General features: G+C 65.6%; 15 protein-coding genes and 1 pseudogene. 9 read left to right on the forward strand and 7 right to left on the reverse strand.

Going from position 1 to position 21,488, the window contains the following annotated elements; genetic code table 11:
- Positions 1 to 19: 19 nt before the first annotated feature.
- Together dapD and dapC are read right to left on the reverse strand one after the other, a co-directional pair.
- Positions 20 to 844 carry a 2,3,4,5-tetrahydropyridine-2,6-dicarboxylate N-succinyltransferase gene (gene dapD / locus A9J21_RS10525; RefSeq protein WP_066735157.1) on the reverse strand — a complete coding sequence of 275 codons (825 nt, stop codon included), beginning with the start codon at positions 842 to 844 and terminating at the stop codon, positions 20 to 22.
- Between the two features lie 110 nt (positions 845 to 954).
- Entirely contained in the window at positions 955 to 2,154 is a 1,200-nt protein-coding gene (dapC, locus tag A9J21_RS10530; RefSeq protein WP_066735160.1) for a succinyldiaminopimelate transaminase, read from the reverse strand.
- Between the two features lie 219 nt (positions 2,155 to 2,373).
- On the opposite strand from dapC, the gene A9J21_RS10535 reads away from it, so the two are divergent.
- Together A9J21_RS10535 and A9J21_RS10540 are read left to right on the forward strand one after the other, a co-directional pair.
- Complete coding sequence (locus A9J21_RS10535) at positions 2,374 to 2,976, forward strand: hypothetical protein (RefSeq protein ID WP_156545781.1); 603 nt, start codon at positions 2,374 to 2,376, stop codon at positions 2,974 to 2,976.
- A 10-nt stretch (positions 2,977 to 2,986) separates the two neighbouring features.
- Positions 2,987 to 3,274, forward strand: coding sequence for a hypothetical protein (locus tag A9J21_RS10540; RefSeq protein WP_066735167.1), 288 nt, complete (start codon positions 2,987 to 2,989; stop codon positions 3,272 to 3,274).
- A gap of 64 nt (positions 3,275 to 3,338) precedes the next feature.
- On the opposite strand, the gene A9J21_RS10545 is transcribed toward A9J21_RS10540, so the two are convergent.
- A complete protein-coding gene (locus tag A9J21_RS10545; RefSeq protein ID WP_066735170.1) occupies positions 3,339 to 4,178 on the reverse strand; it encodes a ferritin in 840 nt (279 codons plus the stop codon).
- 459 nt (positions 4,179 to 4,637) lie between these two features.
- Here A9J21_RS10545 and smc point away from each other — a divergent pair, with 459 nt between their 5' ends.
- Genes smc through def form a run of 4 tightly spaced genes read left to right on the forward strand, consistent with a single transcriptional unit; the run spans position 4,638 to position 12,237 of the window.
- Positions 4,638 to 8,153 carry a chromosome segregation protein SMC gene (smc, locus tag A9J21_RS10550; protein ID WP_066735173.1) on the forward strand — a complete coding sequence of 1,172 codons (3,516 nt, stop codon included), beginning with the start codon at positions 4,638 to 4,640 and terminating at the stop codon, positions 8,151 to 8,153.
- Position 8,154: 1 nt separating this feature from the next.
- Positions 8,155 to 9,537 (forward strand): cell division protein ZipA C-terminal FtsZ-binding domain-containing protein, encoded by a 1,383-nt coding sequence (locus tag A9J21_RS10555; RefSeq protein ID WP_066735175.1) that lies wholly within the window; start codon positions 8,155 to 8,157, stop codon positions 9,535 to 9,537.
- Between the two features lie 13 nt (positions 9,538 to 9,550).
- Positions 9,551 to 11,707, forward strand: coding sequence for an NAD-dependent DNA ligase LigA (ligA, locus tag A9J21_RS10560; protein WP_066735179.1), 2,157 nt, complete (start codon positions 9,551 to 9,553; stop codon positions 11,705 to 11,707).
- Entirely contained in the window at positions 11,704 to 12,237 is a 534-nt protein-coding gene (def, locus tag A9J21_RS10565) for a peptide deformylase (RefSeq protein WP_066735182.1), read from the forward strand. Before ligA ends, def begins: the two co-directional genes overlap by 4 nt.
- A gap of 46 nt (positions 12,238 to 12,283) precedes the next feature.
- On the opposite strand, the gene A9J21_RS10570 is transcribed toward def, so the two are convergent.
- Positions 12,284 to 13,744, reverse strand: a complete 1,461-nt coding sequence (locus A9J21_RS10570; RefSeq protein WP_066735185.1) for an MFS transporter — start codon at positions 13,742 to 13,744, stop codon at positions 12,284 to 12,286.
- Between the two features lie 115 nt (positions 13,745 to 13,859).
- Between A9J21_RS10570 and A9J21_RS10575 the strand changes: the two genes are divergently transcribed.
- Positions 13,860 to 14,786 carry a helix-turn-helix transcriptional regulator gene (locus tag A9J21_RS10575; protein ID WP_082926337.1) on the forward strand — a complete coding sequence of 309 codons (927 nt, stop codon included), beginning with the start codon at positions 13,860 to 13,862 and terminating at the stop codon, positions 14,784 to 14,786.
- 60 nt (positions 14,787 to 14,846) lie between these two features.
- Here the strand turns inward: A9J21_RS10575 and A9J21_RS32670 are convergent, their stop codons facing one another.
- The gene (locus tag A9J21_RS32670; RefSeq protein WP_404851365.1) at positions 14,847 to 15,692 is read right to left on the reverse strand and encodes a pseudouridine synthase; all 846 of its coding nucleotides are present in this window, start codon (positions 15,690 to 15,692) and stop codon (positions 14,847 to 14,849) included.
- Positions 15,693 to 15,776: 84 nt separating this feature from the next.
- On the opposite strand from A9J21_RS32670, the pseudogene A9J21_RS32675 reads away from it, so the two are divergent.
- Positions 15,777 to 16,370, forward strand: a pseudogene (locus A9J21_RS32675) (leucine-rich repeat protein); the annotation flags it as partial.
- 513 nt (positions 16,371 to 16,883) lie between these two features.
- On the opposite strand, the gene A9J21_RS10585 reads toward A9J21_RS32675, so the two are convergent.
- Together A9J21_RS10585 and map are read right to left on the reverse strand one after the other, a co-directional pair.
- Entirely contained in the window at positions 16,884 to 19,457 is a 2,574-nt protein-coding gene (locus A9J21_RS10585) for a [protein-PII] uridylyltransferase (RefSeq protein ID WP_066735203.1), read from the reverse strand.
- A gap of 82 nt (positions 19,458 to 19,539) precedes the next feature.
- Positions 19,540 to 20,358: a type I methionyl aminopeptidase gene (gene map, locus A9J21_RS10590; RefSeq protein WP_066735206.1), complete on the reverse strand. Its 819-nt coding sequence runs from the start codon at positions 20,356 to 20,358 to the stop codon at positions 19,540 to 19,542.
- 338 nt (positions 20,359 to 20,696) lie between these two features.
- Between map and rpsB the strand changes: the two genes are divergently transcribed.
- The gene (gene rpsB, locus A9J21_RS10595) at positions 20,697 to 21,440 is read left to right on the forward strand and encodes a 30S ribosomal protein S2 (RefSeq protein WP_066735210.1); all 744 of its coding nucleotides are present in this window, start codon (positions 20,697 to 20,699) and stop codon (positions 21,438 to 21,440) included.
- Positions 21,441 to 21,488: the final 48 nt, after the last annotated feature.

Genomic DNA, 21,488 nt, shown 5'->3' on the forward strand with positions numbered 1-21,488 from the left:
GCTGGAAAGATCCGTTGGATCAGTCGCGCAGCAGATCGTTCAGGCTGGTCTTGGCGCGGGTTTGCGCGTCCACCTTCTTCACGATCACGGCGCAGTACAGGCTGTACTTGCCATCCTTGGACGGCAGGTTGCCGGCCACCACGACCGAACCGGCCGGCACGCGGCCGTAGTGGATCTCGCCCGTTTCACGGTCGTAGATCTTGGTCGACTGGCCCAGGTACACGCCCATCGAGATCACCGAGTTTTCTTCGACGATCACGCCTTCCACGACTTCCGAACGGGCGCCGATGAAGCAGTTGTCTTCGATGATCACCGGGTTGGCCTGCAGCGGCTCCAGCACGCCGCCGATGCCCACGCCACCCGACAGGTGAACGTTCTTGCCGATCTGTGCGCACGAACCGACGGTGGCCCAGGTATCGACCATCGTGCCTTCGTCCACATAGGCGCCGATATTCACGTACGACGGCATCAGCACGGCGTTCTTGGCGATGAACGAACCACGGCGGGCCACGGCCGGCGGCACCACGCGGAAGCCGGCCTTGGCGAAGTCGTCCTGGCTCCAGTTGGCGAACTTGGTCGGCACCTTGTCGTAGAACTGGGCAAAGCCGCCGGCGCTCATCGGCGTGTTGTCTTCCAGGCGGAACGACAGCAGCACGGCCTTCTTGACCCACTGGTTGACGATCCAGTCCTGGCCTTGCTTCTCGGCCACGCGCAGCGTGCCGGCGTCCAGTTGCGAGATCACATTGGCCACGGCTTCGCGGATATCGTTCGGCGCGGACTTCGGCGACAGGCTGGTGCGGTCTTCCCAGGCCTGGTCGATCAGGGCTTGCAGAGCTTGCGTCATGATGGTGTTCTCAGTGGTGATTTGTGTGAGAGAGGCGGCGCCGGTGGCAGGGGCCCCGGCGCCAGGGCATTCGATCGGTGAAGCAGGGTGAAGCGTCAGCGCCGGGTCTGTCAGCCCAGCGACTTGCAGAATTCGACAATCCGGCGCGCACCTTCCAGGCACTCGTCGGGCGTGGCTACCAGCGCCATGCGCACGCGGTTGGTGCCCGGATTCGCCCCGTGGGCATCGCGCGCCAGGTAGCTGCCCGGCAGCACGGCCACGTTCTGCTCGGCCAGCAGGCGCACGGCGAACTCGGTGTCGCTCAGACCCGTGCGCGACACATCGGCCCACAGGTAGAACGCCGCGTCGGGCAGCGCCACGTCCAGCACTTCGGCCAGCAGCGGCGTGACTTCGGCAAACTTGCGCACATAGGCCGCGCGGTTGTCGCGCACGTGCGCCTCGTCGCCCCATGCGGCCACGCTGGCCGCCTGCACGGCCGGGTTCAGCGCGGCGCCGTGGTAGGTGCGGTACAGCAGGAATTTCTTCAGGATTGCGGCGTCACCGGCCACGAAGCCGGAGCGCAGGCCCGGAACGTTCGAGCGCTTGGACAGGCTCGAGAACATCACCAGGCGCTCGAAGCCGCGGCCCAGCTTGTGGGCAGCCTCCAGCGCGCCCAGCGGCGGCGTGGCCTCGTCGAAATAGATCTCGGAATAGCACTCGTCCGAGGCGATCACGAATCCGTAGCGATCCGACAGCGCGAACAGCTGCTTCCAGTCGTTCAGCGACAGCACGGCGCCCGTGGGGTTGCCCGGAGAGCAGACATAGAGCAGCTGGACGTTCGGCCAGACATCGGCATCGATCTGGTCGAAGGCCGGGGCGAAGTTGCGCGCCGGGTCGCTGTTGGCGAAGACCGGGCGGGCACCGGCCAGCAGGGCCGCGCCTTCATAGATCTGGTAGAACGGGTTCGGGCACAGCACCAGCGGATTGGGCCGGCTGGCGTCGATCACGGTCTGGGCGAACGCAAACAGCGCCTCGCGCGACCCGCTGACCGGCAGCACCTCGGTTGCGGCATCGACCTTCGGCAGCTGGTAGCGGCGCTCCAGCCAGCCGGCAATGGTCTGGCGCAGCGCGTCGGTGCCGGCCGTGGCCGGATAAACGGCCAGTCCGGACAGCGATGCGGTCATCGCGTCCTTGATGAACTGCGGCGTCGGATGCTTGGGTTCGCCAATGCCAAAACTGATGGCCGGCTTGTCGGCCGGTTTCACATCGGCCACCAGCACGCGCAGTTTCTCGAAAGGGTAGGTCTGGAGCAGGTCGAGGCGCGGATTCACGGTGGCAGGCGGCGGGGCGGTTGAAACGCAGCAGTATATCGCGCCGGGCACATGACCGGAAAGCGAGGGGCGGGAACAGTTCCCCCCTCGATGGGCCAGGCAACCGTCACGCGGGGCAATTGCCCTCCGAATTCCGTGCTGTTTCAGACACGTCTCATTTCCATCGCTCGCCCGAGCAGCCAGACTGGGTGCTCCATCAATACTCTGGGCAATGTGGAAATGACGCCATGGAAGGGTGACTGGAGGCTGCAGGATCACGCGATGCGGATTTTCTGCGCGGTGTCGTGCAGCCTGTTGATTATCGTGGCCTATTCGGGTTACGAACGTGTCCTGGCCCTGCGGAGAAATTTCGATATTTTCTTGTATGCGGGCACGGTGGCAACGCTGGTGGGCTTGATTATCGCGGTCTGCGAAGTGCTCAACGGGCTCAGGGTTTCGAAGTCGATTCAGCATGAGGCCCGATCGGTGTTGTCGCAGGCAAATCGTGTAGACACCGCGGCAGGCATCGGTCACTGTGTTTCGGCGCTGAATGAAGTCATATCGTACGTCAACCAGAATGATTATCGATTTGCGTGGCGCTGTTTCGTCTTTTTCAGGAAGACGTACGTCAGGATATTTTCGAAGGCGGCTGGCGATGGAAATCCGGACGGACTGAACATACTGGGACAGATCGAGGAAGTATTTGCCTATGCGTTGAACCGCGGGGTGCCTGGTCACCTGTCGAGGGTGCAGAAGAATGAACTGCTCAAGAAATTACTGCAAGTAAAGCAGGAAGTCGAGGCGAGCAATCCGGGTGGAGGGAAAATCGATGTTGCCCTGTAGTGTTTCGAATATGCTGATTCGTTTGCGCGAGAAAACCGAAAGCGGTGATATGACTTGGGATTTCGATGAAATGGAATCTGCAGTGCAGGCGGAACTGCCGAAATTCGAAATCCAGTTGCGGTACAACTACAGCCTGACAGAGCACGTTCCCGAATTCAGGGTCGTATTCACCAGGAAGTTGACGGGCAAGGATTATTATTTCTGGACCGACGAGCGATGCGGGGATTACCAGGTGGTGCGCCGCCTTTATGATTGCGCATTGGCGTCGGAGCTGGAAGCCGATTTCGACGTGGATTGATCCAGTCGCATCCCGGCTGGCTGGCCGGGAGAGCCGACCCGGCCCGCCCGCACCGCCTGTCCGTTCAATACAGCATCACCCGCGACACCATGGCGACGATGGGCCGGCGCACCAGGTCTTCGAGCCGTGCGTGCAGGTGCAGGGGGCGCAGCAGCATCTTGACCGTCATCTCGATCGGCAGGTGGCGCCGGACCACGGCGCTGCAGCGCGAATTTAGGGCGCGGACGTCGCGATCCGGCACGTCTTCGCGGTTCTGCTCGATGCGCAGCACGTTCCGCAGGGCGATTTCGGCGTCCTCGTTCTTGATTTCCAGCAACCGGCGCGCAAGGGCGGCCAGCACCTTGACCCGGCCAAGACGCTCGCGGCCGCTCAAGTCGTTGAAGTAACGGAAAAAGTGCTTGTAGTGGCGGACTTCGTCATTGGCGATGCGGCGCGTCAGGTTGCGCAGCACGGGCTCGTCGCTGGCCTGTTCCAGTGCCCGGTAGTAGGTGGCGGTGCCGGTTTCCACCACGCAGCGCGCGGCCATTTCCAGGGCCTGGGTGCGCTCGAAATTGTCGACCGAGCAGGTCTTGCTGTATTCGTCGAAGAACCGCTGGTAGCCACGCTCCCAGTCGAATTCGGGCCAGACATGCTCGACATAGCGGCGTAGCGCCAGTCCGTGCTGCAGTTCCTCGGATTCCCAGTGCTGCGACAGCCATTCGGCCGCGTCGGGCACGTCGGCATAGTACTGGGCCAGGTTGCCGGCGTAGGTGTCGGACCCGCTCTCGATAAACGAGGCGCCGGTCAGCAGATAAAAGAGTGTGCGGTCGTCGCGTACCCGTGCGACGTCGATGGCGTCGTAGTCGATGTCGGACACGGACCACGGCAGGTCACCCGGCATCTCGGCCGGTGGTGTAGGGGTCATGCTCAGTCCTCCAAACTGCTGCGCTGCAGGCAATCAAGCTTCAGACTGGCCGCGGGCGCCATGCGATAACACCTGGGCACGGCGGAGCGGCGGGCGCGGCGCATTGGGGAGGGGCCCCGGGATCACGCCGGCATCTCCAGAGACTAGCACTAACCCTGAGAAGTTTCCGGCGGATTTGCCGGCGTGACGTTTTCATGAAACAACGCCAAGGCCTAGAAAGTGCTTGCAGCAACGCCTGCAAGCCACGGAAATAAAAAGCTTTTTCAGGTCGGGTCGTGACCGCTTCGTGATGGGTGCAACGGTGGCGAAATCGGCCGGTCAATGGATTGGCGATGGTATGATTAGCGCCAATCTATCGGGCACCGGGGGCAGTTTGCGGCGCAGGCGTCACGCCTTGCCGTGTGCTCCGGCGTGGGCCCGGCGTTTCCAATTTCGTATCGCCCAAACCACACGACAACCGTGCGACTGTCCTCGATCAAACTGGCGGGCTTCAAGTCCTTCGTCGATCCCACCAATTTTCAAGTGCCGGGCCAGCTGGTCGGCATCGTAGGTCCCAACGGCTGCGGTAAGTCCAACATCATCGACGCGGTGCGCTGGGTGCTTGGTGAATCACGCGCGTCGGAACTGCGTGGCGAATCCATGCAGGATGTGATCTTCAACGGCTCCACCGCGCGCAAGCAGGCGGGCCGGGCCAGCGTGGAACTGGTGTTCGACAATGCCGAGGGCCGCGCCGCCGGCCAGTGGAGCCAGTACGCCGAAGTGGCGGTCAAGCGCGTGCTGACCCGCGACGGCACGTCTTCCTACTACATCAACAACCAGCCGGTGCGCCGCAAGGACATCCAGGACATCTTCCTGGGCACCGGCCTGGGGCCGCGTGCCTACGCCATCATCGGGCAGGGCATGATCTCGCGGATCATCGAGGCCAAGCCCGACGACATGCGGATTTTCCTGGAGGAAGCCGCAGGCGTATCGAAGTACAAGGAACGCCGCCGCGAGACCGAGAACCGGCTGGGCGACACGCGCGAAAACCTGACCCGCGTGGAAGATATCCTGCGCGAACTGGGCAACAACCTCGAAAAGCTGGAAGGCCAGGCCGAGGTGGCGCAACGCTTCCGCCAACTGCAGTCCGAAGGCGAGGAAAAGCAGCACCTGTTGTGGCTGCTGCGCAAGCGCGAAGCCCTGGCCGAGCAGGAACGCCATGCGCGCGCCATCGACCAGGCACAGATCGACCTCGAAGCCCAGACCGCGCAATTGCGCCATGTCGAGGCGGAGCTCGAAACGATGCGCGCCGCGCACTATGCCGCGTCCGATGGCATGCACGTCGCGCAGGGCGCGCTGTACGAGGCCAATGCCGAAGTCAGCAAGCTCGAAGCCGAGATCCGCTATGTGGTGGAGTCGCGCAACCGCCTGCAGGCGCAGATCGCGGCGCTGACCGCCCAGCGCGAGCAGTGGCAGGGCAAGGCCGACCAGGCCAATGACGATATCGCGCAGGCCGAGGAAGACCTGGCGTTGTCCGAAGCCCGCACGATCGAGGCCCAGGACGCCGTGGCGCAGAAGAGCGATGAACTGCCGACCCTGGAAGCCCAGTGGCGCGACGCCCAGCAGAAACTCAACGACCAGCGCAGCGGCATCATGCAGGCCGAACAGGCGCTGAAGCTCGAAGCCGCCCACCAGCGCAATGCCAACCAGATGCTGCAGCAGCTGGAGCAGCGCAAGGAACGCCTGAAGGGCGAGGAGCAAGGGCTCGATCGTCCCGACGAAGTGCGGCTCGAAGCGCTGCGCATGGACCTGGCCGAGCAGGAAGCGACGCTCGAGGAGGCCCAGGCGTCGCTGATGGATGCCGAGGAATCGGTGCCGCGCCTGGACACCGAGCGCCGTGCGGCGCAGGAGCGCGTGCAGAGCGAGACGGCCGCGATTGCATCGCTGGACGCCCGCCTGACGGCGCTGCGCCAGCTGCAGGAAAGCGTGCAGACCGACGGCAAGGTCCAGCCGTGGCTGGAACGTCATGGCCTGGCTGAACTGCCGCGCCTGTGGAAGAAGGTCCATATCGAGCCGGGCTGGGAAAACGCGCTCGAATCGGTGCTGCGCGAGAAGCTCGCCGCACTGGAAGTGTCGAACCTGGACTGGGTGAAGGGTTTCCTGTCCGACGCCCCGCCGTCCAAGCTTGCCTTCTATGCGCCGCCGCCGGCCGCGCGCCCGGTGGAAGCCCCGGCGGGCCTGCGTCCGCTGATGGCCCTGGTGCAGATCACCGAGCCCGGCATTCGTGCCGTGATGCAGGACTGGCTGGCCGACATCTACACGGCCACCGACATGTCGCAGGCGTTGTCGGCACGCAGCACGCTGCCCGAAGGCGCCCAGTTCGTGGTGGCCGAAGGGCATCTGGTGGGCCGCAACGCGATCCAGATCTACGCCGCCGATTCCGAGCAGGCCGGCATGCTGGCCCGCGAGCAGGAGATCGAGAACCTGCAGAAGCAGTCGCGCGCGCAGATGCTGCTGTCCGACGAGGCCAGGTCCAATGCCGTGCGCGCCGAGACGGCATACACGCATGCCAGCACGACGCTTATCGAGGCGCGTGCGCGCGCCGAACAGGCCACGCGCCGCGTGCATGCGCTGCAAATGGACGTGCTGAAGCTGTCGCAGGCCATGGAGCGCTTTTCGGCGCGTAGCAACCAGATCCGCGAGGAACTGGGCGAAATCGACGCGCAGATCGACGAGCAGCGCGCCATCCGCGCCGAATCCGAGGCCAGCTTCGAGCAGCATGACACCAGCCTGGCGGAACTGCAGGCATCGCACGAAGACCAGCAGATGGCTTTCGATGCGCTGGATACCCGGCTGACCAACGCGCGCCAGCAGCTGCGCGACATGGAGCGTGGCGCCCAGGAAGCGGTGTTTGCCGAACGCAACCTGGCTGGGCGCATCGACGAACTGCGCCGCAATATCCAGATGGCCGCCGACCAGAGCGAACGCGTGGCGGAATCGCTGGAAAACGCCCGCGCCGAACTGGAAACGATCAACGAGCAGACTGCCAACACCGGCCTGCAGGAAGCGCTGGAAGTGCGCGCCGAAAAGGAGCAGAAGCTGTCCGCCGCGCGCATCGAGCTGGACGCGCTGTCGGCCCAGCTGCGCCAGTTCGACGAGCAGCGCCTGGCCGCCGAGCGCAGCCTGCAGCCGCTGCGCGACCGCATCACCGAATGCCAGCTCAAGGAACAGGCCGCCCGCCTGAACCAGGAGCAGTTCTCCGAGCAGCTGACCACGGCCGAGGTTGACGAAGCCGCGCTGGCCGAGAAGCTGACCGGCGACATGAAGCCGTCGTACCTGCAGGGCGAAGTCACGCGCCTGAACAATTCCATCAACGCGCTGGGCCCCGTCAACATGGCCGCGCTGGACGAACTGGCCGCCGCGCGCGAACGCAAGACGTTCCTCGATGCGCAGTCGGCCGACCTGACCGATGCCATCAATACGCTCGAAGACGCGATCAACAAGATCGACCAGGAGACCCGGGCGCTGCTGCAAGGCACGTTCGACCAGGTCAACCATCACTTCGGCGAGCTGTTCCCGGCGCTGTTCGGCGGTGGGCAGGCCAGGCTGATCATGACCGGCGAGGAAATCCTCGATGCCGGCGTGCAGGTGATGGCGCAGCCGCCAGGCAAGAAGAACTCGACGATTCACCTGCTGTCCGGTGGCGAAAAGGCGCTGACGGCCATTGCGCTGGTGTTCGCGATGTTCCAGCTGAACCCGGCACCGTTCTGCCTGCTGGACGAGGTGGACGCGCCGCTGGACGATGCCAACACCGAGCGCTACGCCAACATGGTGGCGCGTATGTCTGACAAGACGCAGTTCGTATTTATTTCTCACAACAAGATTGCGATGGAGATGGCCCACCAACTGATTGGCGTGACGATGCAGGAGCAGGGTGTCTCGCGGATCGTGGCGGTGGACATGGATGCAGCCGTATCGATGGCGGAGGCCGCTTAAGATGGAACTGCAGAACGCACTGATCATCGCGGGTGTTGTATTGCTGTTGCTGCTGGTGGCCTATAACCGCTGGCAGATCCACAAGGCGCGCCGCGTGCGGCCGCTGATGCCCGAGGACGACCTGCCGCCGATGCGCGAGCCGGTGGTGGGCAAGACCACGCAGCCCGAAACCCAGGCCAGGCTCAAGGAAACGCCGCCCGAGCACGTAAGCCGGCGCGAGCCGACGCTGGGCGAGGCAGGCAAGGGCGTGAAGCCCGATGCCCACGCGGATGCCGCGAGCGACGTTGCCACGGCCACGGCCGCTGCGCACGCGGCCGCCAGTTCGGCCGACGCCGACGAGATCGTGGCCGACGAGGTGGCCGTGGCGGCCGCACCGGCGGCCGGGCATGCCGAAGCACGCGCCACCGCCGATGCCCATGCCGATGTGCTGGCTGACGCCGAGGTGGATGCCGATGACGCGGTCGCCGAACCGGTCGCCGAACCGGTCGCCAAGGCTGCCCCGGCCGCCCCGGTGGCCCCGGTGGCCGAACCGGTGCCGGACGGCCAGCCTGCCGCCGCCGTGATCGATCCGCTGATCGACTGCATCGTGCCGATGCACCTGGAGCGCAAGGCCTCCGGCGACCGCATCCTGCCGCTGACCGGCCGTCTGCGCCGCGCGGGCACGAAGCAGGTGCATATCGAAGGGCTGCGCGTCGAAGCCAATGCCTGGGAGCCGGTGACCGCCGGCCACCAGTACGAAGACCTGCAGGTGGCCGTGCAACTGGCGAATCGCAGCGGCCCGCTCAATGCGCTGGAGTTCTCCGAGTTCGTCAATGCCGTGGAGGCGCTGGCCGAGGCCCTGGATGCATCGGCCGACCTGCCCGACATGACGGAGACGGTTGCCAACGCCCGCGAACTGGACGGTTTCGCGGCTGGTGCCGATGTACAACTGGGCGTCAACGTGATTTCCGACGGCGCGCCGTGGTCGGCCGCCTATGTGCAGACCGTGGCGACGCAGGACGGCCTGGTGCTGTCGCGCGACGGCACGCGGTTTATCCGCTACGAACCGGGCGCCGATGGCGTGCAGAAGCCGCTGTTCACATTGCAGTTCGGCGACACGAACTTCCTGCGCGATGACCTGACGCTGAACGCGGGCCGCCAGATCACGCTGCTGCTGGATGTGCCGCAGGGGGCGCAGACGATCAAGCCGTTCAAGACGGTCTGCGAGTACGGCTACAGCCTGGCGCAGCGCATGGGCGCCCAGCTGGTGGACGACAATATGCGTCCGCTGACCGAAGCTTCGTTCGTGGCAATTTTCAACCAGCTCGAAAAGCTCTACGAAAAGCTGGAAGCGCGTGGCATGCCGGCCGGATCGCCGGTGGCGCAGCGCCTGTTCAGCGTATAACGACGGAGCCTCCATGACCGCCAAGCATTCAGGCGCGCGGGCTCCGGCCCCCGCGCCCGCCGGCCCTTTGCCGGCCAGTGCAACTCCCGCCGAACGCGTGCAGTGGCTGCGCGCCGAACTGGAACGCCACAGCTACCAGTATTACGTGCTCGATGCGCCGACCATTCCCGATGCGGAATATGACGCGCTGTTCAGCGAACTCCAGGCGCTGGAGACCGAACATCCCGATCTGCTGACCGACGATTCGCCGACGCAACGCGTGGGCGGGGCGCCGCTGGCCGCGTTCGATACGGTGCGCCACCGCGTGCCGATGCTGTCGCTTAACAACGGGTTCGAAGACGAGGATGTGGTCAATTTCGACCGTCGCTGCGCGCAGGGGCTGGGCAAGGCCGCGGTTGCGGCGCCCGCCGACGACCTGTTCAGCGCTGCCGAGGCGGCCGACAGCGCCGTCGAATACTCGTGCGAACTGAAGTTCGACGGTCTTGCCATGTCACTGCGCTACGAAAACGGCAAGCTGGTGCAGGCCGCCACGCGCGGCGATGGCGAGACCGGCGAAGACGTGACCGTCAACGTGCGCACGATCAAGGCCATTCCGCTGAAGCTGCGCGGCGCGGCCCCGGCCGTGCTGGAAGTGCGCGGCGAGGTGTTCATGTATCGCGCGGACTTCGACAAGCTCAACGAGCGCCAGGCCGAGGCCGGCGAGAAGACCTTCGTCAACCCGCGCAATGCCGCGGCCGGCAGCCTGCGTCAGCTTGATCCGCGGATCACGGCCAAGCGGCCGCTGTCGTTCTTTGCCTATGGCCTGGGCGAATTGCAGGGTGCCGACCGTCCGGCCACGCACAGCGTGATGCTGGACGGGTTTGCCACGCTGGGTCTGCCGGTCTGCGACGAGCGCCGCGTGGTCAAGGGCGCGCAGGGGCTGCTGTCGTTCTATCGCGATATCGGCGAGCGCCGCGACCAGTTGCCGTATGACATCGACGGCGTGGTCTACAAGGTCAACGCCATCCCCGAGCAGGAACAGCTGGGCTTTGTCTCGCGCGCCCCCCGCTTTGCGCTGGCGCACAAGTTCCCGGCCCAGGAGATGACCACCACGGTGGAGGACATCGAGGTGCAGGTGGGCCGTACCGGCGCCATCACGCCCGTGGCGCGGCTGGCGCCGGTGTTCGTTGGCGGCGTGACCGTGACCAACGCCACACTGCACAACGAGGATGAGATCCGCCGCAAGGATGTGCATATTGGCGATACGGTGATTGTTCGCCGTGCGGGCGACGTGATTCCCGAGGTGGTGGCCGTGGTGCTGGAGCGCCGGCCCGCAGACGCTCGCGCCTTTGTCATGCCGACTGCCTGCCCGGTGTGCGGATCGCATGTGGAGAAGCTCGAAGGCGAAGCCGTGGCTCGCTGCACGGGCGGCCTGATCTGCGCGGCACAGCGCAAGCAGGCGCTGATCCATTTTGCGCAACGCCGTGCGATGGATGTCGACGGCCTGGGCGACAAGATCGTCGAACAGCTAGTAGACATGGGCATCGTCCGCACGCCGGCCGATCTCTACAAGCTTGGCGTTGCCAAGCTGGCCGCGCTGGACCGCATGGCCGACAAGTCCGCCACGAACCTGGTGGCGTCGATCGACAAGTCGCGCGAGACCACGCTGAACCGGTTCATCTTTGCGCTGGGCATCCGCCATGTGGGCGAGGCCACGGCCAAGGACCTCGCCAAGCATTTTGGCAAGCTCGACAATCTGCTGGCGGCCGACGAGGCAGCGTTGCTGGAAGTCAACGACGTGGGCCCCGTGGTGGCGCAATCGATCGCCAATTTCCTGGCCGAGGCGCACAACGTCGAGGTGATCGAGCAGTTGCGTGCCGCAGGCGTACACTGGGTCGAATCGGAGCCGACGGCGCGGGCACCGCTGCCGCTGGCCGGCAAGACCATCGTGCTGACCGGCACCCTGCCGACGCTGTCGCGCGAGGACGCCAAGGAAAAGCTGGAAGCCGCGGGCGCCAAGGTGGCCGGCTCGGTATCGAAGAAGACCGACTACGTGGTGGCCGGCGCCGAAGCTGGCAGCAAGCTGGAAAAGGCGCAGGCGCTTGGCGTGCCGGTGCTGGACGAGGACGGCATGCTCAGGCTGCTGGCCGACGCCGGCGCCGAAGCCCCCGACAACGGAGAACCGCAATGATCCGCGACATTCTGAAGATGGGCGATGCCCGCTTGCTGCAGCAGGCGCGGCCGGTGATGGAATTCAACACGCCGGAACTGAGGCTGCTGGTCGACGACATGTTCGACACCATGGAGCATGCCAATGGCGCCGGCCTGGCCGCGCCGCAGATCGGCGTGGACCTGCAGGTGGTGATCTTCGGCTTCGATCGCAATCCGCGCTATCCCGATGCGCCGACGGTGCCCAAGACCGTGCTGATCAACCCGGTGCTGGAGCCACTGTCCGACGAGATGGAAGACGGGTGGGAAGGCTGCCTGTCGGTGCCCGGCCTGCGCGGCGTGGTGCCGCGCCACACCCGTCTGAAATACTCGGGCTTTGACATGCTCGGCAACCCGATCGAGCGCGTGGCCGACGGCTTCCACGCGCGGGTGGTGCAGCACGAGTGCGATCACCTGATCGGCGTGCTGTATCCAATGCGGATCAAGGACTTCACGCGCTTCGGCTTCACGGAAATCCTGTTCCCCGAACTGCCAGCCAACTACGACGACTGAGCGGGTGCCGGGCCGGACACGGCCCGGGCGCCTGGCTGGCGGCGTGTTATGCCGCGCCAGTCGCCAGCACCGGCTGGCCGTGGCGCGCGTGATAGATGGCTGCGGCCGCCACCAGCATCGTCATCAGGATCAACTCGGCCGCCAGGCTCGTCAGCGTGGCATCGAGGTAGTTGCCGCCGTGGTGAATCCGCTGGGCGAATACCGTGCCCAGCAGTGCCGATCCCAGCCCCAGCGAAGCCTGCTGGACGGTAGCCAGCGCCGCGCTGCCCGCCCCGGCGTGATCGGGCGGAATATCGGCCAGCCCGATACGGTAGAAACAGCCCACCACCAGGGCATTGCCAATGCCGATCAGCATGGTCGGCGCCGCCAGCGTGACAAGATCGGGATGCGGCCAGACATGGCGCAGCGTCCAGGCCAGCGCCGCCATGCCTGCCATCTGGATCAGGCAGCCCCCCAGCAGCACGCGCGTGCGGCCCCATAGACCCACCACACGCGGGCTCAGCAGCGATGCCACCGAGAACGCGACGCCCAGCGGAATGAAGGCATTGCCGGCCATTGTCGGCGTCATGCCGCCGCCGCCCTGCAGGGCCAGCGCCAGCACGAACATGAAGCCGCTCCAGCACGCGTAGAACAGGATTGCCACCACAAAGCCGAAGCGCACGCTTGGCAGCCGCACCAGCGAGGGCGGCAGCAGCGGATGCACGCCGCGCTGCTCCTGGCGCTTTTCAACCTGCCACAGCCACAGGGTCAGCGGGGCGGCAGCCGCCAGCGTCGCCAGCACGGGCCACGACCAGTGGAACATCGGACCCATCGCCACGGGCAGCAGGACGGAGAGGATCACCATCGCCAGCAGCGCCGTGCCGGGAATATCCACGCCTGCGGGGTTGTCGCGGCGCGTTTCCGGGATGACGCGCGGCGACAGCCACAGGATGACGGCGCACACCGGCAGATTGATCAGGAACGCATTGCGCCAGCCCAGGCCACCGATATCGGCATCCACCAGGAACCCACCCAGCACCTGCCCGATGATGAAGGCCACGCCGCCGACCGACGCGAAGAGCGCCAGCGCGCGGGAGTGCGCATGGCCGCGCAGCCCCACGTGGATGGTGGCAAGGATCTGCGGCACCAGCATTGCGGCTGCCGCGCCTTGCAGTAGCCGGGCACCGAGCAGCACCAGCATCGATCCGGCCACGCCGCACAGCAGCGACGCGATGCCGAACAACAGCACACCGGCATTGAAGACACGGCGGCGGCCGAAATTGTCGCCCAGCCGGCCGCCCATTGCCAGGCAGACGGCAAACGCCACGCCATAGACGGCCACCATCAGTTCCAGTTCGGCTGGCGTGGCGCCCAGCGAATGCTCGATGGGGTGCAGTGCCACGTTGACGATGGAGAAATCGATCTGCGGCAGCAACTGGCCGGCCAGCAGCACGTACAGGCCGGTGCGGCCCAGTGAGGGGGCGGAATTTGTGGTTGGGGTTGGGGAAGGAGATGCGGGGGCTTTCATGGGATGCTGACCTCGACAAGGCTTGAGGCTGGGAGTATGGTCACGCAATCAGACTGGTACAAGAGTCCAGTTAGACTGGTATAAACAGTGTCAGGCTACGCAGGAGTGATGCATCATGAACGCCCGTCAGGAACCGCGTGCGCTTTCGCGCCCGGGAACAAGTCTGGAACCGGACACCGACCCGCTGGAAGCTGGCAGCCACGCCAGTACCGGCCGGGAAACCGAACTGGGCGCCTTTCTGCGCGCCCGCCGCGAAAATCTGGACCCGGCGCGCATCGGGTTGTCGCGCGTGGGACGGCGTCGCACCCCGGGACTGCGGCGCGAAGAAGTAGCCGCCATGGCCGATATCGGCATTACCTGGTACACCAAGCTGGAGCAGGGCAGGCCGATCCGCGTCTCGCCGAAGGTGCTCAATGCGGTGGCTGCCGCGCTGCAGTGCTCGCCGACCGAGACCGAGCACCTGTTCACGCTGGCGGGCCTGCAGCGGCCGGCGGCCTTGGCTGGCACGTCGGTTTGCGAAACGGTGTCCGTGACCACCCAGCGCCTGCTTGACCAGCTCGACCCGATTCCGGCACTGGTACAGAACGCCCGCTTCGACATCGTGGCGCACAACGACGCATATTGCCGGCTGCTTGGCATGAATGTTCCGAGCCTGCCACCCGAAGACCGCAACTGCATCTACCTGGCGCTGACCCACCCCGGCTGGCGCAAGGCCGTGCCCGACTGGGAAGGCATGGTCTGCAACATGGTGGCGATGTATCGCGCGGCGATGGCCGAGCACGTCGACGATCCGCTGTGGGAGGCACAACTGGCGCGCTATATGGCAGTGTCCGACAAATTCCGGCAACTCTGGCAGCGATACCAGGTGCGCGGCATCCAGAATCACGCCAAACGATTCACGAATCCGGAAACGGGAGAATTTCAGCTGACGCAGACCAATTTCTGGACCGCGCCGCGCAATGGCGTGCGGCTGCTGGTGTATGTGCCGGCCGACGAGCAGGCCGAGGCGGCGTTGCGAATGCTGCCGCCGGTGCAGATGTGATGCGGTTTTCCCCTCTCCCGCCAGGCGGGAGAGGGCGCTGACTTCAATCCGACAACCGCCTCAGAACTTCTCGAACTGTCCCAGGAAGCGCCACTGGCCCGGTGGCAGGTCGCCCAGGGCGATGCGGCCCATGCGTACGCGCTTCAGGCCCACCACCTTCAGTCCCACCTGTTCGCACATCCGGCGGATCTGGCGCTTGCGGCCTTCGCGCAGCACAAAGCGCAGTTGCTCCTCGTTCTGCCAGCTCACCTTGGCGGGCTTCAGCGCCACGCCATCCAGCGACAGGCCAAAGCGCAGGCGCTCAAGCTGGTCTTCGGGGAAGACGGCGCTGATATTGCGGTCGACCACGCCTTGCGGCGATTCCCACTCCACGCGCACCAGGTATTCCTTTTCGACGGTCGAATCGTCGCCGATCAGCGCGCGGGCGATGCGGCCGTCCTGCGTCAGCACCAGCAGGCCCGTGGAGTCGATATCGAGCCGGCCCGCGGGGGCCAGGTTCTTGTGTTGCCACGGCGCGAAACGCTTGCGCGTGGGGTCTTCTTCCCACTGGTTCTCGGCCGTGAACAGCACGGCGGCGGGCTCGTAGCCATCTTCGGCCTGGCCCGAGACATAGCCAACCGGCTTGTTCAGCAGCACCGTCACGCGTTCGCCTTGCTCCGAGCGCGCTTCCTGGCGGATTTCGATTTCGGCGTCGGGGCGGATACGGGTGCCCAGCTCGGTCACGGGCTCGCCGTCGACCAGCACCCAGCCGCGCGGGATCCATTCATCGGCTTCGCGACGCGAGCACAGGCCCAGCTCGGACATGCGCTTGGACAGACGGACCAGGCCGTCTTCGCGCGGCTCGGCCGGAGCCTGCGGGGCAGGGCGCTCGGCACGTTCGATGCGTTCACCACGCTCGGCGCGCACCGGACGCGCGCGGTCGGACGTATCGCTGAAGCGGCGTGCCGGCGCATTGCCACGGCGCGGCGCGCTGTCATCGCGGCGCGGACGATCCGTGCGCTCGCCTTCGAAACGACGCGGACGCTCCGAGCGCTCGTCGTCGCCAAAGCGCCGCGGACGCTCGGCGCCTTCACCTTCAAAGCGACGCGGACGTTCGCTGCGTTCGCCTTCGAAACGGCGCGGGCGGTCAGCACCCTGACCTTCGAATCGGCGCGGACGATCGCCGCCCTGGCCTTCGAAGCGACGCGGACGATCCGAACCTTCGCCTTCGAAACGGCGCGGGCGATCAGAGCCCTGACCTTCGAATCGGCGGGGACGGTCGCCGCCCTGGCCTTCGAAGCGACGCGGGCGATCCGAGCCTTCGCCTTCGAAGCGACGCGGGCGATCAGTACCTTGGCCTTCGAAGCGACGCGGGCGATCAGTGCCTTGGCCTTCAAAACGGCGGGGGCGATCAGTGCCTTGGCCTTCGAAGCGACGCGGACGATCCGAGCCTTCGCCTTCGAAGCGTCGCGGGCGATCAGTACCTTGGCCTTCGAAGCGACGCGGACGATCCGAACCTTCGCCTTCAAAACGGCGCGGGCGATCAGTACCTTGGCTTTCGAAGCGGCGCGGACGGTCGCCGCCCTGGCCTTCGAAGCGACGCGGACGATCCGAGCCTTCGCCTTCGAAGCGTCGCGGGCGATCAGTACCTTGGCTTTCGAAGCGGCGCGGACGGTCGCCGCCCTGGCCTTCGAAGCGACGCGGGCGGTCCGAGCCTTCGCCTTCGAAGCGGCGAGGGCGATCAGTACCCTGGCCTTCGAAGCGGCGGGGACGGTCGCCGCCCTGGCCTTCGAAGCGACGCGGGCGTTCGCCGCGCTCGCCTTCGAAGCGACGCGGCCGGTCGGTGCCCTGGCCTTCGAAGCGGCGCGGACGCTCGCTGCGCTCGCCTTCGGCCGGTGCGGCCTTGCGCTTGTCCTTCTCGGCCGCGCGGTCCTTGGCCTGCTTGATGCCGGTGACGACGTCCTGCACGCGCTTGCGGTTCAGGTCCGACACGCGCACCGGGCGGCTTGCCTTGCGCGGTGCGCCCGTCGTGGAGCTCTTGATGCCCAGCGTCTTGCGACCGGGTGTGTTGCTGTCTGTCATATCTTTCCAAGCGCTCGCGCGCCGGCCATCGGGGGATCAGATGGCCAGCGCGTCGAGCAAATCCTGTTCCACTTGAATCTGCAATCGGTTGTCGGCGGCCAGCGGCGAGCCGTCGACCAGGAACACGTCTTCCACGCGTTCGCCGAGCGTGTTGATGCGCGCCGAATGGACGGACACGCGATATTTGGCCAGTACGCGGGCCAGCGCGTAAAGCAGCCCGGTGCGGTCGTTGGCCGACACCGACAGCAGGTAGTACTGGCCGCGTTCGTCGGGACGCAAGTCCACGCGCGGCTTGATCGGGAAGCTGCGCGACTGGCGCGACAGCCGGCCCTGGGACGGTTCGGGCAGCGGGCATTCCAGCCGCACGCGTTCGGTCAGTTCATGCTCCACCAGCGCGAGGATGTCGCGGTAGTCACCATCCAGGCCGGGATCGGTAATCTGGAAGGTGTCCAGCGCATAGCCGTCGCGCGTGGTCTCGATCTTGGCGTCCTGGATCGAGAACGCCTTGCGCTCGAAGTAGCCGCAAATGCGCGCGAAGAGGTCGGGCTGGTCCTTCACGTACACCACCACCTGCAGCCCCTCGCCGGCGGGCGACACGCGCGCCTTGACCACGGGGTCGACGCTGTTCACCTTGTTGAACAGGTGTCGCGTCACCCAGGCGATGTCGCGCGCATCGTGCCGCATGAAGAACGACATGTCGAGCCGGCTCCAGAGCGGCTTTGCCAGCTCGGGATCGAATGCCTTCAGGCGCAGCTGCGCGATGGTGTCGTCGCGCTTCTGTGCCCATAGCGAATGCTGGTCGATATGGGCGCCGCCCAGCACGCGCAGCGTGATGCGGTACAGGTCTTCCAGCAGCTTGCCCTTCCAGGCGTTCCACACCTTGGGGCTGGTGCCGCGGATATCGGCCACGGTCAGCAGGTACAGCGCCGTCAGGTAACGCTCGTTGCCCACCACCTGGGCGAATGCCTTCACCACGTCGGGGTCGGTCAGGTCCTGCTTCTGCGCCACATGGCTCATCGTCAGGTGGTTTTCCACCAGCCACGCGATCAGGTCCGCGTCTTCACGCGAAATGCCATGCTGCTTGCAGAAGCGACGCGCGTCGACGGTGCCCAGCTTCGAATGGTCGCCGCCGCGGCCCTTGGCGATGTCGTGGAACAGCGCCGCCACCCACAGCACCCACGGCCGGTCGAAGCCGGCCATCAGCTGGCTGCAGAACGGGAATTCGTGCGTATGCTCGACGATGGCAAAGCGGCGCATGTTGCGCACCACCATCAGGATGTGCTGGTCCACGGTGTACACGTGGAACAGGTCGTGCTGCATCTGGCCCACGATGCGGCGGAAGTTGATCAGGTAGCGGCCCAGCACGCTGGTCTGGTTCATCAGCCGCAGCGCGTGCGTGATGCCCTGCGGCTCCTGCACGATGGCCAGGAACAGCTTGCGGTTGACCGGGTCGTTGCGCCAACTGGCATCCATCACCGTGCGCGCGTTGTACAGCCCGCGCAGCGTGCGCGGCGACAGCCCCTTCACGCCCGGGGTGCGCTCGTACAGCAGGAATGTTTCGAGGATCGCGTGCGGGTTCTGCTCGTACAGGTCGTCGCTGGTGATCTCCAGCATGCCCTGGCGCTCCACGAAGCGATCGTTGATCACGCGCGTGACCTTGGACTCGCTCGGGAACAGCATCGCCTCGATATTCAGCAGCAGCACGCTGTTCAGCTGCGTCACGGCCTTGGCCGCCCAGTAGTACCGGCGCATCAGTTGCTCGCTGGCGCGCTTGTTGGTCGTCTGGCGATAGCCGAACGACTCGGCCAGCGCGGTCTGCAGATCGAACACCAGCACGTCCTGGCGGCGGCCGGCCAGCAGGTGCAGGCGGGCACGGATGGTGCGCAGCAGGCGCTCGTTGCGGGCCAGTTCCTGCGACTCGCGCTCGGTCAGCAGTCCGCGTTCGAACAGTTGCTTCCAGCTGTCGCCCAGGCCCGCGGCCTTGGTCATCCACAGGATCACCTGCAGGTCGCGCAGGCCGCCGGGGCTTTCCTTGCAGTTCGGCTCCAGCGCGTAGGGTGTGTCCTGGTACTTGGCATGACGCTGGCGCAGTTCCAGCAGCTTGGCCTGGAAGAAGTCGGCCGCATCCATGTCGGCCTGGTAGCGCGTCTGCAGGGACTGCAGCAGCGTCCTGCTGCCCGTCAGCAGGCGCGCTTCGAGCAGCGACGTGCGGATGGTGATGTCGGCGGCCGATTCGCGGATACAGTCGTCCACGGTGCGCACCGACGAGCCGATCTCCAGCCCGAGGTCCCAGCACAAGCCGATAAAGCGTTCGAGCCTGGCTGCCGTGTCGCTATCGGGCTCGCCGGGCAGCAGCAACAGCACATCGACATCGGAATACGGGAACAGCTCGCCGCGGCCATACCCGCCAACGGCGACCAGCGCGGCGGACGCGGGCAGCTCCAGGCCGGTCCAGGCCTCGATCAGCGCGGCGTCGACGGCGCGGCGCAGCTTCGTTACCAGCGGCGTAACCTGGTTGTTGGCGTCGAATTCGGCAAACAGCGCCTGCTTGTCGGCCTTGAGCCTGTCGCGGATGCGCTGGCAGAGCAACAGTTCCGGCGTGGTGTCCATGGGCGGCGGTTCGAGGGTGGGCGTGGGCACGGCTGGAAGAAGAAAGGGCGCCTTGGTGGGCGCCCTGGCGTTCGGTGCGGGATCAGGCCGCCACGGTATCGGTGATGAACGCGGGCGGTACGGGCGAACCGGCCGACAGCGTCAGCACTTCGTAGCCGGTATCCGTCACCAGCACCGTGTGCTCCCACTGGGCCGACAGGCTGCGATCACGCGTCTTGACCGTCCAGTGGTCAGGCATCGTGCGGATATCGCGCTTGCCGGCGTTGATCATCGGCTCGACCGTGAAGATCATGCCCGACTTGATTTCCATGCCGGTGTTGGGGCGGCCGTAGTGCAGCACCTGCGGGTCCGAGTGGAACACCTTGCCGATGCCGTGGCCGCAGTATTCGCGCACCACGGTGTAGCCGGCGCCTTCGGCGTGCGTCTGGATGGCGTGGCCGATATCACCCAGGCGTGCACCATTGCGCACTTGCTGGATGCCCTTCCACATGCATTCGTAAGTAATCTGCGCCAGGCGCTTGGCCAGGATCGAGGCCTCGCCCACCACGAACATGCGGCTGGTATCGCCGTAGTAGCCTTCCTTGGTGATGACGGTGATGTCCAGGTTGACCACGTCGCCGCCCTTGAGCACCCGGTCGCCAGGGATGCCGTGGCAGATCACGTCGTTGACCGACGTGCAGATCGCGCCGGGGAAGGGCGGATAGCCCGGGGGCGCGTAGTTCAGCGGGGCCGGCACGGTGCCTTGCACATCACGCATGTAGGCGTGGCAAAGGCGGTCGAGTTCGCCCGTGGTGACGCCAACCTTGACGAAGGGAGTGATGTAGTCGAGGACTTCGGAGGCAAGGCGGCAAGCCACGCGCATTTGGGCGATGTCTTCGGCGGTATTGATATGGATGCTCATGCTGCTTCGCCTGAAATGTGATGGCCCAGTCACAGACCGCGCCTTTACTGTTCGCAAAGCGGGATTATCTCACCTTCGTGACGAGAAAGCAGGGAAATACAGGAGGAGACCGGCGTGGCGCGCGGCCCGGGGCGTTTCCGTGCCTTGCGAGGGGGGCTTGAGGGAAGGGGTGCTTTGTTGCTACAATCGCGGGCTGACTTGCTGACGGCCTGGAAACGGGGCGCTGCGGGTCGGAGATTATCGCTGCTTTTTGTAAATCGCTGGTCCGCCTATCCGGGGTGTTCCTTTTCAGGAATGTCGGGGCGGACTTCAGACCCAACCCTCTTGGAGTAATTCACATGTCCGTGACCATGCGCGAAATGCTGGAAGCCGGTTGCCACTTTGGCCACCAGACCCGCTTCTGGAACCCGAAGATGGCCCCCTTCATCTTCGGTCATCGCAACAAGATCCACATCATCAACCTCGAAAAGACCCTGCCGATGTTCCAGGACGCGCTGAAGTACGTGCGTCAGCTGGCAGCAAACCGCGGCACCGTGCTTTTCGTGGGTACCAAGCGTCAATCGCGCGAGATCCTGGCTGAGGAAGCCGGCCGCGCTGGCATGCCCTACGTCGACGCCCGCTGGCTCGGCGGCATGCTGACGAACTTCAAGACCGTCAAGATCTCGATCAAGCGCCTGAAGGACATGGAAGCCGCCAAGGAAGCCGGCGCGCTGGAAACCATGAGCAAGAAGGAAGCGCTGATGTTCGAGCGCGAGATGGAAAAGCTGGAAAAGTCCATCGGCGGCATCAAGGACATGGGCGGCGTTCCTGACGCCATCTTCGTGGTGGACGTCGGCTACCACAAGATCGCCGTGACCGAAGCCAACAAGCTGGGCATCCCCGTGATCGGCGTGGTCGACACGAACCACTCGCCGGAAGGCATCGACTACGTGATCCCGGGTAACGACGACTCGAGCAAGGCTGTTGCCCTGTACGTGCGCGGCGTGGCCGACGCCATCCTGGAAGGCCGCGCGAACGCGGTGCAGGAAGTGGTGGAAGCCGTGCGTGGCGACGACGAATTCGTCGAAGTCCAGGAAGGCTGATTGCCCGCTGGCGCCTGAGGCCGGGATACACCGGCCACCGGCGCCCGC

It is taken from the genome of Cupriavidus sp. D384 (assembly GCF_001652915.1).
Lineage (GTDB): Bacteria > Pseudomonadota > Gammaproteobacteria > Burkholderiales > Burkholderiaceae > Cupriavidus.

Coding starts and splice junctions, on each gene's coding strand:
- rpsB (WP_066735210.1), top strand. CDS start 20,697: ATGTCCGTGACCATGCGCGAAATGCTGGAAGCCGGTTGCCACTTTGGC.
- A9J21_RS10540 (WP_066735167.1), top strand. CDS start 2,987: ATGCTGATTCGTTTGCGCGAGAAAACCGAAAGCGGTGATATGACTTGG.
- A9J21_RS10570 (WP_066735185.1), bottom strand. CDS start 13,744: ATGAAAGCCCCCGCATCTCCTTCCCCAACCCCAACCACAAATTCCGCC.
- A9J21_RS10585 (WP_066735203.1), bottom strand. CDS start 19,457: ATGGACACCACGCCGGAACTGTTGCTCTGCCAGCGCATCCGCGACAGG.
- A9J21_RS10535 (WP_156545781.1), top strand. CDS start 2,374: ATGACGCCATGGAAGGGTGACTGGAGGCTGCAGGATCACGCGATGCGG.
- def (WP_066735182.1), top strand. CDS start 11,704: ATGATCCGCGACATTCTGAAGATGGGCGATGCCCGCTTGCTGCAGCAG.
- map (WP_066735206.1), bottom strand. CDS start 20,358: ATGAGCATCCATATCAATACCGCCGAAGACATCGCCCAAATGCGCGTG.
- A9J21_RS10545 (WP_066735170.1), bottom strand. CDS start 4,178: ATGACCCCTACACCACCGGCCGAGATGCCGGGTGACCTGCCGTGGTCC.
- ligA (WP_066735179.1), top strand. CDS start 9,551: ATGACCGCCAAGCATTCAGGCGCGCGGGCTCCGGCCCCCGCGCCCGCC.
- A9J21_RS10575 (WP_082926337.1), top strand. CDS start 13,860: ATGAACGCCCGTCAGGAACCGCGTGCGCTTTCGCGCCCGGGAACAAGT.
- dapD (WP_066735157.1), bottom strand. CDS start 844: ATGACGCAAGCTCTGCAAGCCCTGATCGACCAGGCCTGGGAAGACCGC.
- A9J21_RS10555 (WP_066735175.1), top strand. CDS start 8,155: ATGGAACTGCAGAACGCACTGATCATCGCGGGTGTTGTATTGCTGTTG.